Here is a 16,132-nt window from a genome sequence, read left to right on the forward strand (position 1 = left end):
TCGCGGTCATCTCCAGACCATCGGGCGGAGCCCCGCCCGCCGCTCCAGCGGCAGCGCGGCCCACATCGCGGCGACGCTGCGGCCCGTCACCGGGTGGCGCCAGCGGGGCGCGATCTCGGCCAGGGGCGCCAGCACGAAGCCGCGATCGGCCAGCCGGGGATGCGGCAGGATCAGCCGGTCCGGCGCGACGCGCGCCTGTGCGGCGGGCGCGAGCTCCGCCCAGGCCCGCTGCGCCCAAGGGTCGGGCCGCACGAGGCCGCCGCTCGCCAGCAGGTCCAGATCCAGCACGCGCGGCCCCCAACGCCGGTCGCGCACCCGCCCGGCGCGGGCCTCCACGCCATGCAGCCGCGCCAGCATCGCCTGCGGATCGGCCGGCCCGGCGACCAATGCCGCGGCGTTGACGAAATCCGGCCCCGATCCGGGCGGCCAGGCCGGGCTGCGCCAGGGCCGCGACAGCCGCCGGACGCCGCCCAGCCGCGCGAGCGCCCGCGCGAGGCTCTGCATATTTGCAGATGCGCTTTCGCGATTATTGGCTCCCAGAGCAATAAGATGTATCATTGTATACGACCATTCCGTGTATTTCAGGCGGGGATTACAATCCTGGGTCGCACACTACCGCCTCGACCGCCTTTCCGAGGTCGAAGGTCCAGAAGGCAAAACCATGTTTTATAAGGATGAGCGCCTGGCGCTCTTCATTGACGGCTCCAACCTCTACGCCGCGGCGCGCGCGCTCTCCTTCGACATCGACTACCGGCTCCTGCGGCAGGAGTTCGTCCGCCGCGGCAAGCTGCTGCGCGCCTTCTACTACACGGCCCTGCTGGAGAACGAGGAATACTCGCCCATCCGCCCGCTGGTGGACTGGCTGCAATATAACGGCTTCATGCTCGTCACGAAGCCCGCCAAGGAGTTCACCGACGCGCAGGGCCGCCGCAAGGTGAAGGGCAACATGGATATCGAGCTGACGGTCGACGCGCTCGAAACCGCCGAGCATGTCGACCATATCGTGCTCTTCTCGGGCGACGGGGATTTCCGCCCGCTGGTCGAGGCCCTGCAACGCAAGGGCGTGCGCGTCTCGATCTGCTCGACCCTGCGCAGCCAGCCGCCGATGATCGCCGACGAGCTGCGACGACAGGCCGACAATTTCATCGAGCTCGACGACCTACGCGAGGTCATCGGCCGCCCCCCGCGCGAGCCGCGGCCCGAGGCCGACTAGCGCGGCTTGGGCGGTCGTTCGCGCCAGCCCGGCAGCCGCCAGCCGAAGCGGACCGAGCCCGCGCGCAGCGCGAAGGTCACCAGCATGCAGGCACCCAGCGCCAGGGCCCCTGGCCCGACCAGTTCGCGCGCCAGGACCGCCGCCGCGCCCCCGGCCAGGGCCGCGGTCACGTAGAGTTCGCCCGCCTTCAGCACCAGCGGCACCTCGTTGCAGACCACGTCGCGCATCAGCCCGCCGAAGCATCCCGTCACGATCCCCATCACCAGCTGCGTCCAGACCGGCAGGTCCAGCCCGTAGGCCACCCCGACGCCCGCCGCCACCGCGACCGACAGCGCCACCGCATCCAGCCAGACGATCACCGCCAGCCGCGACGCCACCAGATGATGGGTGAAGAAGACGGCGATCGCCGCCGTTCCGGCCACCGCGACGGGCGCGGGATCGGCGATCCAGAAGACCGGCTCGCGCCCCAGGAGCAGGTCGCGCACCGTGCCGCCGCCCACCGCGGTCAGGCAGGCCACGAAGATGAAGCCGATCGGGTCGAGCTGCGCGCGCGCCGCCACCAGCGCGCCCGTGACCGCGAAGACCAGCGCCGCCGCCAGATCGAGAGCCAGCAGCAGGGTCACGCGCGCTTGTCCTTGAAGGGCGCCATGCCCGCCCGCGCCAGCTCGTCGGCGCGCTCGTTCTCAGGGTGGCCGGCATGGCCCTTGACCCATTCCCAGGTCACGTCGTGACGCGCCGCGGCCTCGTCCAGCCGGCGCCAGAGATCCTCGTTCTTCACCGGCTTGCGGGTCGAGGTCTTCCAGCCGTTTCGCTTCCAGCCGTGCAGCCAGCCGGTGATGCCGCCCTTCACATAGGCGCTGTCGGTCACGACGGTCAGCTTGGAGGATCGGCCCAGCGCCTCGAGCGCGTGGATCGCGGCCAGAAGCTCCATCCGGTTGTTGGTGGTCTCGGCCTCGCCGCCCTTGAGCGCGCGCTCCTTGACGACGGCGTCGCCCTCGCGCGCGATCAGCAGCACGCCCCAGCCGCCCGGCCCCGGATTGCCCGAGCAGGCCCCGTCCGTATAGGCGAAGAGTTCAGCCATGCGCGAAGACCGTGACGAAAGGATCGTCGGTCCCGGCCAGGCCCTTCGCGTGGCCGGTGCGCGTCGCGTCCACCGTCAGCCCCGCCTGTTCCAGCCAGTCGCGAAGCTCCGCCTCGCTCACGTAGCTGTAGAAGCGGCCCAGCGCGTCACGCGTCTCGCCGGTGCCGAGCTTCATCGCGACATAGGCCGTCCCGCCCGGCCGCAGCGCGCGGGCGATGCGGTCGATCAGGCCGGGCAGATCGGCGCGCGGGGCGTGCAGAAGCGAGAAGCTGGCCCAGATTCCATCATAGACCCTGCGGGCCTCCAGGTCGGAGAACACCGCCTGCCGCGCCGTGACGCCCGGATGGCGCGCGGCCAGCGCCACCATCTCGGTCGAGGCGTCCCAGGCTTCGACCACAAAGCCCTGCCCGGCCAGCCAGCCGGCCATGCCGCCGGGTCCGCTGCCCAGGTCGAGAACCTTGCCCCCCGCGGGGAGGCGGGCGGCGAAGTCACGCAGGTCCTGCGGGATCTCGGAGTCGAACCGCGCGGCGTAGTCGGCGGCCTTCGAGTCGTAGACGGCGCGCGTGCGGTCGTCGGTCACAGCGCCACCGGCAGCAAGCAGGCCACGACGCCCGCCGTCAGGATCAGGCGCAGCTTCATCCACCACGCGGGCGCCAGCCCCTGGTTCCAGAACAGCCAGTCCAGCCCCAGCAAGCCCACGAACCCCGCCATCAGCGCGATCGCCGCCGCCTGGTCCCCGCCCCCGGTGGTGAAGAAGACCCAAAGCGCCGGCAGGACCGACAGCGCGTAGCCCGTGGCCGCCACCTGCCCCTCGGCCTTGGTTGCGAATCCCCACAGGACGCCGGACATGAAGCTCAGGATCACCGCGCCGTAGAACAGCCCCACATAGGGCCCGATGAAGCGCGGCCCGATCAGCGCGACGGTCTGCAGCGCCAGCTGCGGGAACCACAGTGTGGCGACGCCCCAGGCAAAGGGCAGCAGGCCGGCGAGGCCGAGGATCAGGGCGGAACGGGGGATGCGCGCGTCTAGCATGGGCCGGCAATTGCCACGGGCGGCGGCCGCGCGAAACCCCTCAGGCGCGTTCCAGCGCCAGCCGACCGGCCAGCGCGGCGAAGACCGCGGCGAAGGCGCGGTTGAGCCAGGCCACCGCCCGCTCGGAGCCCAGCACCCGGTCGCGCAGCGCGCCCGCGAACAGCCCGTAGAGCGCGAAGAGCCCGAAGGTGATCGCCATGAACACCGCGCCCAGCGCCGCCATCTCGAAGGTCGCACTGGCCGGATTGCCCGACAGGAAGGGCGGCAGCAGCGCCAGGAAGAAGATCGACAGCTTCGGGTTGAGCACGTTGATGACCGTGCCGCGCCAGGCGACCCGCGTCAGCGAGCCGGTGCCGCGATCCGCCCGGACCGCCAGCGCGCCGGTTTGCTGCAGCGCACCCCAGGCCATCCACAGAAGATAGGCCACGCCCGCGAGCTTCACGATGTTGAACAGAAGCGCCGAGGCGTGCAGCACCGCCGCCAGACCCAGCATCGCCGCAAGCAGCGCGGGCACGATGCCGAAGGTGCAGCCCAGCGCCGCGGCCAGCGCGGCCCGCCTGCCCCGGCCCAGCCCCATCGCAAGCGTGTAGACCACGCCCGTGCCGGGAGCGGCGCAGACGACGAAGGCGGTGAGGAGGAACTGGGCGGAGATCATGAATCGGACCCTGCCCGCATCGCGCCCACGAGGCAAGCGTCGCGCCCGCGCCGCCCCGCATCGTCGCGAATCCCCCCGGCGTCAGGCCAGCGCGGGCCCGGTCCGGAAGAAGGAAACGTCGTTGGTGAAGACGCTCTCGGGCGCGAGGCGGATCAGGCAGCCGGCCGGATCCTCGATCCGCGCGACCTCGGTGATGAACCAGGGGTTCCAGCCGGCCTCCGGTCCGAGATAGCGGGCCAGCAGGCGGCGGAAGAGGGCCGGGTCCATGGGCTCGACCGTGGCCGTGCCGCGCAGCCCGACATGGCGCATGACGCCCGCTTCGTTGTCATATTCCACAACCTCGACCGCGCAGCGCGGATCGCGCGCCAGGCGCCGGACCGAGGCGCCGTCTTCCGCGCCCAGCATCCACATCACCCCCGCCTCCCAGGCGAACCAGACGGGCGCGTTGCGCGGCGCGCCATCCGCGGTGACCGTCGCCAGGTTCGCCACCAGCGGCAGCGCCAGAACGCGGTCCGGATCGAAGGGCGTCACGCCGGCTCGCGCAACACGCGGGGGACCTTGAACTCCACGTTCTCCTCGGCGGTGACGACCGGTTTCACCGTGATCTCGAAGCGGTCGCGGAAGGCGTCGATCACCTCCTCGATCAGCACCTCGGGGGCCGAGGCCCCGGCGGTGATCCCGACCGATCCCGCGCCGTCGAGCGCACGCCAGTCGATCTCGGAGGCGCGCTGCACGAGCTGGGCATAGGGGCAGCCGGCCTTCATCCCGACCTCGACCAGCCGCCGGGAATTGGACGAATTGGGCGCGCCCACCACCAGGATCGCGTCGCAATCCGGCGCCATCGCCCTCACCGCCTCCTGCCGGTTGGTGGTGGCGTAGCAAATGTCTTCCTTGTGCGGTCCGACGATCGCCGGGAAGCGCGCCATCAGCGCGGCGACGATATCGGCGGTGTCGTCCACCGAGAGCGTCGTCTGCGTGATGAAGGCCAGCCGGTCGGGATCGCGGGGCCTGAGCGCCGCGACATCGGCCACGGTCTCGGCCAGCAGGACCTCGCCTTCGGGCAACTGGCCCATCGTTCCCACCGTCTCCGGGTGGCCTTCATGGCCAATCATGACCACCTGCAGCCCCGCCTCGTGGTGGCGCGCGGCCTCGATATGGACCTTGGAGACCAGCGGACAGGTCGCGTCGACGAAGACCATCTCGCGCGCCCGCGCCTCAGCCGGCACCGATTTCGGCACGCCATGCGCGCTGAAGATCACCGGGCGGTCGGGCGGGCATTCGTCCAGTTCCTCGACGAAGACGGCCCCCTTGGCGCGCAGCCCGTCGACGACGAAGGCGTTGTGCACGATTTCGTGGCGCACATAGACCGGGGCGCCCCATTTCTGCAGCGCCATCTCGACGATCTTGATCGCCCGGTCCACGCCCGCGCAGAAGCCGCGCGGCGCGGCGAGGTGGAGGGTCAGGGGCGGCTTGGTCATGGCGGCGATCCTCGGCAGGTCCAGCTCCGATCTAAGGGCCGCGCGCAGGCGGGTAAAGGCGCGCCCCGATCGCGTCATGATACCGCCGAAGACGGCCGCTAGGCCGCCGGCCATGACCGACGCCGCCTACATCGAGGTCTTCGCGATATCCGCCCGGGACCTGCGCCGGCGGCGCCGCGCCGCTTATGGCGCCTTCGCCTCGCTGATCGTGCCGGTCTGGGCGCTGAGCTGGCTCGCGCCGGAGGAGCGGCCTTGGGTGACCGGCGATCCCTTCCTATGGGCCGTGATTGCGACGCCGCTCCTGACCCTGGTCCTGCTGGCGGTCTACAAGATCCGCGTCGCCTGGCGGCGCCTGCCCGCCGATGGCGCGGGGGCTGAGCTGCGGATCGTCGATACGGGCCTGCACTGGTCCGACGGGACGGAGGATCTGCACCTGCCCTGGGCCCGCATCGGCGAGGTGCATCGCCTTCGGGATCCGGGCGGCGCGACCGTCGGGGTCTACCTGCCCGAAGCATCCGGCCAGCAAAGCTCGGCCCGACTCTTCGTGATGGCGAAGACCGTCGCCCGCCACGCGACCCGCGCGGCGCGGATCGACCACGGCGTCGCGCTGCCGCTGCACGGCTTTCACCTAGCGGAGCACCGGTCGCTCCTGGGTGCGCTGCGGCGGCGGGTCGACCGGTTCCAGAGCGACCGGGCGCTGACGGTCTCGTGACTTCCCTTCCCCCGCGGGAAGGCTGACATCCGCATTCCCGAACGACCCCGGAGACCCCATGCGCCGCCTTCTGCTGACCAGCCTGCTCCTCGCGACAGCCCTCCTCGGCTGGCTGGTCTGGCCGGTCGCCGCCGGGGATGGCGCGGCGCCGCTGCTGCGCCACGAGGACCCGCGGACCGTTGCGCTGGGCCGGGCGGTCTATGACGCGCAATGCGCGGCCTGCCACGGGGCCGATCTGGCGGGCCAGCCCGACTGGCGGCAGCGCGGGCCGGACGGCCTCCTGCCCGCCCCGCCGCATGACGCGTCGGGCCATACCTGGCACCACCCGTCCGAGATGCTGATCGCGCTGACGAAGGCGGGGCCCGCCGCGATGGTCGGCGGCGGCTACGAGAGCGCGATGCCGGGCTTCGGCGAGGTGCTGAGCGATGCCGAGATCGCCGCCGCGTTGGCCTATATCAAATCGACCTGGCCGCCCGAGATCGTCGCCGCCCATGACGAGATCGACGCGCGGCACGCGGCCGGCCGGCCCTAGGGCGCGATCAGCCCCGCGGCCTTCTCGGCGATGGCCAGGACGGGCGCGTTGGTGTTGCCGGACACGATCGTCGGCATCACGCTCGCATCGACCACGTGCAGCCCCGCGACGCCCTTCACCTGCAGGCGGTCGTCCACCACCCGGCCCATCCCGCAGGTGCCGACCGGGTGGAAGATGCTGGACGCGTTGCGCGCCACCTCGGCGATGAGCGCCTCGCGCTGGGTATGCGCCTCGCCCGGCCGCACTTCCTCGGGCGCGTGGGGGGCCAGCGGCGCGGCGCGGAACAACGCGCGGGTCTTTTCCATCGCACGCATCGCGGTGATGCGGTCGGATTCCTCGGAGAGGTAATTCGGCTGGATCGCGGGCGGGACGCCGGGGTCCGGGCTGACCGCATGGACCGCCCCGCGCGAGGCGGGCCGCAGGTTGCAGACGCTGGCCGTCACCGCCGGGAACGGGTCCAGATCGCCGCCGAATTGCTCGAGGCTGAGCGGTTGGAAATGGTACTGCAGATCCGGCGTCGCGACATGCTCGCCCGACCGGATGAACGCGCCCAGCTGGCTCGGCGCCATCGATAGCGGCCCGGTCCGCCGCAGCGCGTATTCCAGCCCGATCCGGACCTTGCCCCAGAGCGTCGCCGCCCGGTCGTTCAGCGTCACCGCGTTCCGGACGCGGAAGACGGGCCGCATCTGCAGGTGATCCTGCATGTGATCGCCGACATCCGGCAGGTCGTGCACCACCGGGATCCCGAGGCGCTGCAGCCGCGCGCCGTCTCCGACGCCAGACAACTCCAGCAGATGCGGCGAGCCGATGGCGCCGGCCGACAGGATCACGCGGCGCGCCGCGATCCGCGTGCCGTCCACCAGGTCCACGCCCCGCGCCGCGCCGCCCTCGATCACGATCCGCGCCACCTGCGCGCCCACCGAGACGGTCAGGTTCGGCCGCCGCCGCGCGGGCCTCAGGAACGCGCCGGCCGCCGACAGACGCCGCCCGCCGCGCTGCGTCACCTGGTAGTAACCCACGCCCTCGTTGTCGCCGCGGTTGAAGTCGCGCGTCTCGGGCACGCCTTGGGCCACCATCGCGTCGCGCACCGCGTCGAGGATCGGCCAGTGCAGCCGCTGGCGGTCCACCCGCAATTCGCCCGTCGCGCCATGCAGGTCGTCGCCGCCGTCGACATGGGCCTCGTGGCGCTTGAAATGCGGCAGCATGTCCGCCCAGCCCCAGCCACGATGGCCCATCTGTGCCCAGCCGTCCCAATCGGCGGCCTGCCCGCGCATGTAGATCATGCCGTTGATGCTGCTGCAGCCGCCCAGCACGCGGCCGCGCGGATAATTCAGCGCGCGGCCCGCAAGGCCGGGGATCGGCTCGGTCCGCAGGCACCAGTCGGTGCGCGGGTTGCCCATCGTGTAGAGATACCCCGCGGGGACGTGGATCCAGGGATAGCTGTCGCGCCCGCCCGCCTCGAGTAGCAGGACGCGCGTGGCCGGGTCGGCGCTCAGCCGGTTGGCGAGCAGGCAGCCCGCGGTCCCCGCGCCGACGATGACGATGTCGTATTCCATCGCGCGCATCCGACCATGCCGCAGGCGGGACGGCCAGCCCCTCTCTGCCCCGACCGGACGGGCCCGCCGCGCGGGCCGCTCAGCGCCGCCAGTGGAAGGGGACGATGATCAGCGCGCCGACCGAGGCCGCGATGGCGTTGATCCCGGGCGAGCGGAAGCCGATCCCGAACATCAGCGTCACGAAATACATCAGGAAGGCGCCGCCGATGCAGATGATGATGCTCTGCAGGATGCCGTTATGCGTCCAGCCGGTCTTTTCGGAGAGGTATCCGATGATGCCAGCGATCACGACGGTGCCCATAATGGTCGGAAACATGGCTCAATCTCCCAATGGATCGCCGGGGGCGAGGCGCGCGCCGTTGCGGAAGGCCTCGCCGGACATCGGCGCCTTGCCGGCCGGTTGCAACTCGAGAAGCGCGATGGCGCCGCCGCGCGCGCCGACGACGAGCCCCGGCGCATCGGCCAGGCGGCCGGGCTCCGCATCCGCATCGGAGGGTCCGGCGCGCAGCAGCTTCAGCCGCTGACCGTCGCGGGTCACGAAAGCGCCGGGAAAGGGCGACAGCCCGTTGATCTGGCGCAGCAACGTGCCCGCCTCCCAGCCCCAGTCGATCGCGGCCTCGGACTTGTCGATCTTGGCGGCATAGGTCACGCCATCGGCGGGCTGCGGCACGGGCGACAGGCTTTCGAGGCCGCGCAGCGCGTCCAGCGTCAGCCGCGCGCCCATCTGCGACAGACGGTCATGCAGGTCCCCCGTGGTGTCGGTGGGCGCGATATCGGTCGCCTCGCGCAAAAGGACCGGGCCGGTGTCGAGCCCGGCCTCCATCTGCATGATGCAGATGCCGGTGCGCGCGTCCCCCGCCATCACCGCCCGGTGGATCGGCGCGGCGCCGCGCCAGCGCGGCAGCAGCGAGGCATGGACGTTGATGCAGCCCAGCCGCGGCGCGTCGAGCACGGCCTGCGGCAGGAGCAGCCCGTAGGCGGCGACCACGGCCACGTCCGCCTCCAGCGCGGCGAATTCGGCCTGCCGGGCCGCGTCCTTCAGCGATTTCGGGTGCCGCACCTCCAGCCCCAGCGCCTCGGCGCGGGCCTGCACGGGGCTCGGCCGGTCCTTCTTGCCGCGGCCCGCGGGGCGGGGCGGTTGGGTGTAGACCGCGACGACCTCATGCGCCTCGGCCAGCGCGTCGAGGATGGGGACCGCGAAGTCGGGCGTGCCCATGAAGATCACGCGCATTTCGCGGCCTTCCGGAGCAGCATGTCGCGCTTCAGCTTCGACAGCCGGTCGAAATACATCCGCCCCTCCAGGTGGTCGAGCTGGTGCTGGACGCTCACCGCCTCCAGTTTCGCGAAATCGCGGCGGACCCGGATGCCGGTTTCGTCGAGAAACGTAACCGTCACCGCCCTGGGCCGCCGGATCTTGGCAGAGACGCCGGGCAGGTTGGGCGAGGCCTCCTCGGTCTCGCGGAACTCGGTCGAGGCGTGCAGCAGGATCGGGTCGGCCAGCCGGATCGGCCCCTCGCCCGCATCGACCACCGCCAGCCGCTTCATCACCCCGATCTGCGGCGCGGCAAGGCCCACGCCGGGCATCGCGTACATCGCGTCGAGCATTTGCTGCCAGATCGCGCGCACCGCGTCATCGACTTGGCCCACCGGCGCGGCGGACGTTCGCAGCCGCTTGTCGGGCCAGGGCAGGAAGGGCGCGGTCACGCGGCCTCCGGGTGGTCGAGGATCAGCACGCCATCGAGATGGTCCATCTCGTGGCAGATGCATGCGGCGGCGAAGCCCGCGAAGGCCTCGTGGCGACGGCCGCCGGGCGCGTCGAATTCGAGCGTGATCTCGGCGGGGCGCGCCACGCGGCGAGGCACGCCCGGGATCGACAGGCAGCCTTCCTCGTTCACCTGCCGGTCGCGCGACCGCCGCAGGATCGCGGGGTTCAGGAAGACCCGCGGGTCCGGCAGCCCCTCTTTCCAGGACGCGTCCATCACGAAAATCCGCTCGGTCACCCCGACCTGCGGCCCCGCCAGCCCCCGGCCCGGGGCGGCATACATCGTGTCGAGCATGTCGCGCGCGAGCGCCGTCGCGTCGCCGGTGACCGGCGTGCAGGGCACGCGCAGGACCGGGTCGGGATGGAGGAGGATCGGCAGGATCATGCGGCCAGCCGGCCCGCGCGGGTGAGATCGGGGCGCATCATGGGCGCGGTCCGGTGCCGCGCGCGGACGGCGTGCCGCTCCGCCAAGATCCAACACGTCGCGACCGGCGCGCCCCGGATCTCGCCCGCGCCCGGTCGGCCGCAGGTCCGGGGCGCAAGGGCCTCAGCCACGCGCCAGCTCGCGCTTCAGCTTCTGCATCTTGCGGGTGATCATCTGCCGGCGCAGCGGCTTCAGGTGGTCGATGAAGAGCTTGCCGTCGAGATGGTCGATCTCGTGCTGCACGCAGGTCGCCCAGAGCCCGGCCATGTCCTCGGAGCGCTCGCGCCCGTCGCGGTCGATCCAGCGGACCGTGACCTCGGCCGGGCGCGTGACCTCGCCATACTGGTCCGGGATCGAGAGGCAGCCCTCCTCGTAGGTGCTCAGCTCGTCGCTCGCCGCCGTGATCTCGGGGTTGAACATGATCAGCGGGCGCGGGGCCTCGCCCTCCTCCTTGACGCAATCCAGCGCGATCAGGCGCACGCCCTGCGCCACCTGCGGCGCAGCCAGGCCGATGCCCGGCGCGTCATACATCGTCTCCAGCATATCGTCGGCCAGCGCGCGCAGCTCGTCGTTCAGGTCGGCCACGGGACGGGCGACCTGCTTGAGCCGCGGATCGGGGTGGATGAGGATCTGGCGTTTCACGGCTCCGATCTAGAGACCGGCCGATCTGCTTGCAACCGGGCCCGCGCCCGCTAATTTCCAGCTCCTGAAGGAGATGCCCATGAACGCAGACGCCCGCCCCCTGTCCCCCGATCCGCGGTTCGACGAGATCATCGATCGGCGCGGCACCGGCAGTTCCAAATGGGACATGATGGAGAAGGTCTACGGCGTCCCCGCCGATGACGGCCTCGCCATGTGGGTGGCCGACATGGATTTCCGCCCCCCCGCCTGCGTCACCGATGCCCTGCGCGAGATGCTCGACCACGGCGTCTTCGGCTATGCGGGGGACGACACCGCCTATCGCGACGCGATCCGCTGGTGGGGGCGCGAACGGCATGGCGAGACGATCAGCCGCGAGGCGATCTTCTCGACCCACGGCCTGGTCAACGGCACCGGCATCTGCGTCGACACCTGGACCGACCCGGGCGACGGTGTCGTCCTCTTCACGCCCGTCTACCACGCCTTCGCCCGGGTGATCCGCGCGGCGAACCGCGTCGTGGTGGAATGCGAGATGCTCTTCGACGGCACGCGCTACGGCTGCGATTTCGACGCCTGGGATGCGCAGGTCGAGGGCAGCGGCGCGAAGATGATGATCCTCTGCTCGCCGCATAACCCGAACGGCCGGGTCTGGACCGCCGACGAGCTGGCGGGCTTCGCGGCCTTCGCCCGGCGCCACGACCTGATCCTCGTCTCCGACGAGATCCATCGCGACATCGTCTTCCCCGGCAACCGCTTCCTGCCCATGTCCTCGGTCGAGGGCGTGGCCGACCGGCTGGTCACGATGACCTCCACCAACAAGACCTTCAACATCCCCGGAAGCCATATCGGCAACGTGGTGATCGAGGACGAGACGCTGCGATCGGCCTTCGCCGCGCGAATGGCGGGCCTCGGCATCTCGCCCAACAGCTTCGGGCTCGCCATGGTGACCGCCGCCTATTCCCCCGAGGGCGCGGAATGGGTGGACGGGCTGGTGCGCTATATCGACGGCAACCGCCGGCTTTTCGACGAGGGCATCGCCGGGATCCCGGGCGTGACCAGCGTTCCGCTGGAAGCCACCTTCCTGAGCTGGGTCGATTTCTCGGGCTCAGGGATGGACCGGGCGGAGTTCACCGCCCGGGTCGAGCGCGAGGCGAAGATCGCGGCCAATCACGGGCCCAGCTTCGGCAAGGGCGGCGAGAGCTTCCTGCGCTTCAACCTCGGGATGCCGCGCGTCCGCATCGAGGAAGCGGTCGCGCGCCTGCAGCGCGCCTTCGGCGACCTGCAATAGGCGCCGCCGCCGCTAGTCCAGCGCCACCACGCGGCCCTCGTTCGGGGCCAGATCACCGGTCAACGCATCGTCGCCCGTGGTCGAGAGGAGCGTCGCGCCGTTCAGGTCCACGGGCCGCGGCCGATCCGAGAGGTTAAGCGCCACGCCGATCCGCCGCGAGCCATGGCTCCGCGCGAAGCGGAAACTCGCGTCATCGACCGAGATCGTCCGGTAATCGCCCAGTGTCAGCGCGGGCTCGGCGCGGCGCAGGCGCAGCAGGCGCCGGTGCAGGTTCAGCATCGAGGCCGGGTCCCCGCGCTGCGCTTCCACCGTCACCGCGGGCCGCAGGTCCATCGGCAGCCAGGGCGCACCCGTCGTGAACCCGCCATGCGCCGTGCCGTCCCAGGCCAGCGGCGTGCGGACCTGGTCGCGGTTGAGCCCCTGCCCCGGCACGCGCTTCTCCCACGGGTCCTGCACGCGGTCGGGCGGGATCTCGACATTCTCCATGCCCAGCTCGTCGCCCTGGTAGATCGTGGGCGTGCCGCGCAAGGTCAGCAGCAGCGTCGCCGCGACGCCCGCCTGCGCCCGCCCCGCGCGGCTGGCGATGCGGTGGCGGTCGTGATTGCCCAGCACCCAGTTGGGCCAAGCGCCCTCGGGCAGCGCGGCCTCGTAGGCCTCGACCAGCCCGGCGATCACGCGCGGATCCCATTCGGCGCCGATCAGCAGGAAGTTGAAGGGCAGCTGGAAGCCGTGCAGCCCCTCGGCACCGTAATAGCGCACGACCTCCTCCAGCCGGCCATAGGCCTCGCCCACCAGCAGGCGGGGCGGGTCGTAGCGCTCGGCAAGGCGGCGCATCTCGTCGACGACGCGGAACACCTCGGGCTGGTGCTTCGAGGCCGCGCCCAGATGCGCCCGGGCGGGCCCGCCGCCGCCGTCCCAGTCGGGATCGACCGGGTTGTCGCCCTTCTCGGGATCGGGCGCGGCATGTTCGATCGCGTCGACGCGGAAGCCGTCCACGCCGCGATCGAACCAGGTGCGTATCGCGTCCAGCATCGCGGCGCGGGCCGCGGGGTTGCGCCAGTTGATGGTGGGCTGCTCGGGCAGGAAGGAATGTAGGTAATACTGCTCGGTTGCGTCGTCCCAATCCCAGGTCGAGCCGCCGAACTCGGCAATCCAGTTGGTCGGCGGCCCGCCATCCGGGGCGGGGTCGCGCCAGACATACCAGTCGCGCTTGGGGTCGTCGCGCGCGGACCGGCTGGCCTGGAACCACGGGTGCTGGTCCGAGCTGTGGCTCGGCACGAAATCCAGAAGCAGCTTCAGCCCGCGGGCGTGGATCGCCGCGATCAGCCGCTCGAAATCCTCCAGCGTGCCGAAGAGCGGATCGACGCCCGTGTAGTCCGAGACGTCGTAGCCGAAATCGGCCATCGGCGAGGGGTAGAAGGGCGAGATCCAGACCGCGTCCACGCCCAGATCGACGAGATGGTCGAGCCGCGACTCGATCCCCGCCAGGTCGCCCACGCCGTCGCCGTCGCTGTCCTGAAAGCTGCGCGGGTAGATCTGGTAGATCACACCCGTCTTCCACCATTCGCGCCCGCGGTCGGTCATCGGCTGGCCCTCCTCGCTGCAGGATCTGACATGCAGGCCGCGAAGGTCAAAGCGGTTTCAATGCGCAGGGCGAAGCGCCACCAAACCGGTTTCGCTATGGAACGGGCGGGGCGATGGCGGGGCGGGCCGCCACGAAAAAACGGGCCGGATCACATGAAGATCGGCCCGCAACGCATTGATTTCTATGGTACCAGCGCCCCGGCTCGAACGGGGGACCTCCTGATCCACAATCAGGCGCTCTAACCAACTGAGCTACGCCGGCACGGGGCCGCATTTAGCGCCCGGTCGCGAAGGGCGCAAGGGGGCCGCGGCTCACAAGATCAGCGCCCAGTTCTGCTCGCGCGTGGGCCGGCCGAAAGCCTCCACCGGCGTCTCGTCCAGAAGCGCGAAGCCGTTCCGCGCATAGACCCGCCCCGCCGCGCGATGCGACTCGTGGGTCCAGAGGACCACGCGTTCCGCCCCCGTCGCCCGGGCATGGGCGATCAGACTGTCCAGAAGATGCTGCGCGAGCCCCGTACCGCGCCAGGCGGGCTCCACCAGGAACATGCGCAGCCGCGCGTCGCCGGGCGCCTCCCGCGCAGTGAAGACGCAGCCCTGCCGCGAACCCCCGGCATCCACCGCGATCCAGGCGCGATCCTGCGGGCCGCGCGTCTCGATGAACCGCGCGAGAAGGCCCAGCACCAGCGCCTCGAAGGCGATGTCGTAGCCCTCGTCGCGCCAGTAGAGCTCGGCATGGCGCTGGGCGACCCAGCCCGCGTCGCCCGGTTCGAGATCTCTGAGCGTGATGCCCTCCATGACCTCAGCCTTGCGCGAGGCCGGGACGCTCGTCTAGAGCCACGCCATGGGTATCAACAGCGAATCCGACGCCGAAGCGAACCTGCAGATCGGCCCCACCGACCAGGGAATGGCCCGCATCTACGTGGAAAGCCGTGGCGCCGAGATCCCGATGGATTTCGAGCCCGACGAGGCGCTCGAGATCGCCGAAGAGATCCGCGCCGCCGCCGCCATGGCCGCGAAGATGGCGCGCGGATAGGAGCCCTCGCCCGGATCGGGCCGATGACTGCGCTGCGGCGCGCAGGCGACCCGTCCGCAGCAGGGAAGTCAATGGCTTGACTAGGATCGCGGGCATGCCACTCATGCCCCGCATGCGAAGCGTCCATTCAGCCTTTCTTGCCGGATTGACCCTGTGTCTCGGCTCCCCCGCCTGGGCCGAACCGACGTGTCCCGTGCCGCCCGCGGTGGAAGCGCCGCCCGTGGACGACGTGAAGGACCTCCCCGCCTATCACTGGTCGCATGGGACATGGTTCCGGATGCCGCTCGGCTATCTGAACCCGCAGGGCCCGGCCGAGATGATCCCGATCCTGACCGACCCGAACCGCTTCGCGGAACTGCTCGCGGCCAATGCCGCCCGGACCGGCTACGTGGCCGAGACCGGTTGTTTCGACCCCAGCGGATTGCCGGACTACAATCCGGGGCGGCCCTTCGCCTTCTGGTACCCGAGCGGCGACTACATTCCCTTCGACCTCGGAGGCCCGGCCGCGGTGACGGACTGCCCGGACGGCGATTGTGATCCCACCGACCCGGAGGACCGCTTCTCGGTCTTTATAAGTACGGAATGGGGGCCCTTGCCCGGCCCCGATCCGACGCCACGGTCAAGCCTCAGAATGCTGTTGGATTGGGCGGACCGCGCCCGTCGGGGCGAGCCGCAGCCCGGGGAAGACGCGAGTTTCCGGGAAAGCGCCTGGATCGAGCCGGTGAGCGGGACGGATGACTACGCGATTTTCGATGACGACGGCACGGTGATCACCTTCTTCCACTGCTTCCATCGGCGCATCGAACAGGGCCGGCCCGGCGCGTATTGCCGAGGCTGGTTCCATGATCGCGAGACGGGGCTCGTCGCCTTCGTCGTCATCCCATTCGAACTCGGCCAGCTCGGCACGGCGGAATACTGGCGCGGGCCGATCGGAATGATCCGCGAAAAGATCGCGGAATGGTCGGTGACATATCCGGAACAGGGGGCAACCGAAGATGCAACTGAACCATGAGCTGAAAGGACAAGCGAGGCAGCGTTCATCTCAGGCTTCGGCATGGAAACATTTGCTATGCCGCTATCGATGCGTAGAGAAGCGAGAAGACCAAATTGACATATTTCACTCACCCAAATGATGCTGAACAG

At 70.6% G+C, this 16,132-nt stretch carries 22 protein-coding genes and 1 tRNA gene; 6 read left to right on the forward strand and 17 right to left on the reverse strand.

From position 1 onward, the window contains the following. Positions 1–6: 6 nt before the first annotated feature. Entirely contained in the window at positions 7–504 is a 498-nt protein-coding gene (folK, locus tag P8627_RS02850; protein ID WP_279966007.1) for a 2-amino-4-hydroxy-6-hydroxymethyldihydropteridine diphosphokinase, read from the reverse strand. 157 nt (positions 505–661) lie between these two features. Here folK and P8627_RS02855 point away from each other — a divergent pair, with 157 nt between their 5' ends. Then, the gene (locus P8627_RS02855; protein ID WP_279966009.1) at positions 662–1,213 is read left to right on the forward strand and encodes a LabA-like NYN domain-containing protein; all 552 of its coding nucleotides are present in this window, start codon (positions 662–664) and stop codon (positions 1,211–1,213) included. Here P8627_RS02855 and P8627_RS02860 read toward each other — a convergent pair. The 7 genes from P8627_RS02860 to ispH all read right to left on the reverse strand — a co-directional run bounded on the left by P8627_RS02860 (position 1,210) and on the right by ispH (position 5,459). Next, positions 1,210–1,836: a trimeric intracellular cation channel family protein gene (locus tag P8627_RS02860; protein WP_279966011.1), complete on the reverse strand. Its 627-nt coding sequence runs from the start codon at positions 1,834–1,836 to the stop codon at positions 1,210–1,212. The genes P8627_RS02855 and P8627_RS02860 overlap by 4 nt on opposite strands. Further along, positions 1,833–2,294, reverse strand: coding sequence for a ribonuclease HI (gene rnhA, locus P8627_RS02865; protein ID WP_279966013.1), 462 nt, complete (start codon positions 2,292–2,294; stop codon positions 1,833–1,835). The genes P8627_RS02860 and rnhA overlap by 4 nt, the downstream gene beginning before the upstream one ends. Then, on the reverse strand, positions 2,287–2,874 hold the full coding sequence (locus P8627_RS02870; protein ID WP_279966014.1) for a class I SAM-dependent methyltransferase: 588 nt from the start codon (positions 2,872–2,874) through the stop codon (positions 2,287–2,289). Before P8627_RS02870 ends, rnhA begins: the two co-directional genes overlap by 8 nt. Next, on the reverse strand, positions 2,871–3,326 hold the full coding sequence (locus tag P8627_RS02875) for a DUF3429 domain-containing protein (RefSeq protein ID WP_279966016.1): 456 nt from the start codon (positions 3,324–3,326) through the stop codon (positions 2,871–2,873). The genes P8627_RS02870 and P8627_RS02875 overlap by 4 nt, the downstream gene beginning before the upstream one ends. Positions 3,327–3,366: 40 nt before the next feature. Next, positions 3,367–3,981, reverse strand: coding sequence for a LysE family translocator (locus P8627_RS02880; protein WP_279966017.1), 615 nt, complete (start codon positions 3,979–3,981; stop codon positions 3,367–3,369). Between the two features lie 81 nt (positions 3,982–4,062). Then, positions 4,063–4,512, reverse strand: a complete 450-nt coding sequence (locus P8627_RS02885; protein WP_279966018.1) for a pyridoxamine 5'-phosphate oxidase family protein — start codon at positions 4,510–4,512, stop codon at positions 4,063–4,065. Continuing rightward, entirely contained in the window at positions 4,509–5,459 is a 951-nt protein-coding gene (ispH, locus tag P8627_RS02890; RefSeq protein WP_279966020.1) for a 4-hydroxy-3-methylbut-2-enyl diphosphate reductase, read from the reverse strand. Before ispH ends, P8627_RS02885 begins: the two co-directional genes overlap by 4 nt. 112 nt (positions 5,460–5,571) lie before the next feature. Here ispH and P8627_RS02895 point away from each other — a divergent pair, with 112 nt between their 5' ends. Continuing rightward, on the forward strand, positions 5,572–6,171 hold the full coding sequence (locus P8627_RS02895; RefSeq protein WP_279966021.1) for a hypothetical protein: 600 nt from the start codon (positions 5,572–5,574) through the stop codon (positions 6,169–6,171). A gap of 58 nt (positions 6,172–6,229) precedes the next feature. After that, positions 6,230–6,703, forward strand: a complete 474-nt coding sequence (locus P8627_RS02900; RefSeq protein WP_279966022.1) for a c-type cytochrome — start codon at positions 6,230–6,232, stop codon at positions 6,701–6,703. On the opposite strand, the gene P8627_RS02905 is transcribed toward P8627_RS02900, so the two are convergent. From P8627_RS02905 to def (P8627_RS02930), 6 genes are all read right to left on the reverse strand, one after another. Continuing rightward, positions 6,700–8,259, reverse strand: a complete 1,560-nt coding sequence (locus P8627_RS02905; protein WP_279966023.1) for a GMC family oxidoreductase — start codon at positions 8,257–8,259, stop codon at positions 6,700–6,702. The two genes, P8627_RS02900 and P8627_RS02905, sit on opposite strands and share 4 nt — an antisense overlap. 79 nt (positions 8,260–8,338) lie before the next feature. Then, positions 8,339–8,575 (reverse strand): hypothetical protein, encoded by a 237-nt coding sequence (locus P8627_RS02910; RefSeq protein WP_279966025.1) that lies wholly within the window; start codon positions 8,573–8,575, stop codon positions 8,339–8,341. 3 nt (positions 8,576–8,578) lie between these two features. Beyond that, the gene (fmt, locus tag P8627_RS02915) at positions 8,579–9,490 is read right to left on the reverse strand and encodes a methionyl-tRNA formyltransferase (RefSeq protein WP_279966026.1); all 912 of its coding nucleotides are present in this window, start codon (positions 9,488–9,490) and stop codon (positions 8,579–8,581) included. Next, positions 9,481–9,963 (reverse strand): peptide deformylase, encoded by a 483-nt coding sequence (gene def, locus P8627_RS02920; RefSeq protein ID WP_279966027.1) that lies wholly within the window; start codon positions 9,961–9,963, stop codon positions 9,481–9,483. The genes fmt and def (P8627_RS02920) overlap by 10 nt, the downstream gene beginning before the upstream one ends. Beyond that, positions 9,960–10,406, reverse strand: a complete 447-nt coding sequence (gene def, locus P8627_RS02925; protein ID WP_279966028.1) for a peptide deformylase — start codon at positions 10,404–10,406, stop codon at positions 9,960–9,962. The genes def (P8627_RS02920) and def (P8627_RS02925) overlap by 4 nt, the downstream gene beginning before the upstream one ends. 162 nt (positions 10,407–10,568) lie before the next feature. Continuing rightward, positions 10,569–11,087 (reverse strand): peptide deformylase, encoded by a 519-nt coding sequence (gene def, locus P8627_RS02930; RefSeq protein WP_279966029.1) that lies wholly within the window; start codon positions 11,085–11,087, stop codon positions 10,569–10,571. Between the two features lie 79 nt (positions 11,088–11,166). On the opposite strand from def (P8627_RS02930), the gene P8627_RS02935 reads away from it, so the two are divergent. Beyond that, the gene (locus P8627_RS02935; protein WP_279966030.1) at positions 11,167–12,372 is read left to right on the forward strand and encodes a MalY/PatB family protein; all 1,206 of its coding nucleotides are present in this window, start codon (positions 11,167–11,169) and stop codon (positions 12,370–12,372) included. A gap of 12 nt (positions 12,373–12,384) precedes the next feature. Here P8627_RS02935 and P8627_RS02940 read toward each other — a convergent pair whose 3' ends face one another. From P8627_RS02940 to P8627_RS02950, 3 genes are all read right to left on the reverse strand, one after another. Then, positions 12,385–13,956, reverse strand: coding sequence for an alpha-amylase family glycosyl hydrolase (locus P8627_RS02940; protein WP_279966031.1), 1,572 nt, complete (start codon positions 13,954–13,956; stop codon positions 12,385–12,387). Positions 13,957–14,141: 185 nt separating this feature from the next. Then, positions 14,142–14,218 (reverse strand) — tRNA-His (locus P8627_RS02945). Positions 14,219–14,268: 50 nt separating this feature from the next. Then, positions 14,269–14,751: a GNAT family N-acetyltransferase gene (locus tag P8627_RS02950; protein WP_279966033.1), complete on the reverse strand. Its 483-nt coding sequence runs from the start codon at positions 14,749–14,751 to the stop codon at positions 14,269–14,271. Between the two features lie 46 nt (positions 14,752–14,797). On the opposite strand from P8627_RS02950, the gene P8627_RS02955 reads away from it, so the two are divergent. Both P8627_RS02955 and P8627_RS02960 read left to right on the forward strand, forming a co-directional pair. Beyond that, positions 14,798–14,989 carry a DUF6324 family protein gene (locus P8627_RS02955; RefSeq protein WP_279966035.1) on the forward strand — a complete coding sequence of 64 codons (192 nt, stop codon included), beginning with the start codon at positions 14,798–14,800 and terminating at the stop codon, positions 14,987–14,989. Between the two features lie 220 nt (positions 14,990–15,209). After that, positions 15,210–16,001, forward strand: coding sequence for a hypothetical protein (locus P8627_RS02960; protein ID WP_279966036.1), 792 nt, complete (start codon positions 15,210–15,212; stop codon positions 15,999–16,001). The last annotated feature ends 131 nt before the right edge of the window (positions 16,002–16,132 follow it).

The sequence above is a fragment of the Jannaschia sp. GRR-S6-38 genome (assembly GCF_029853695.1).
Lineage (GTDB): Bacteria > Pseudomonadota > Alphaproteobacteria > Rhodobacterales > Rhodobacteraceae > Jannaschia > Jannaschia ovalis.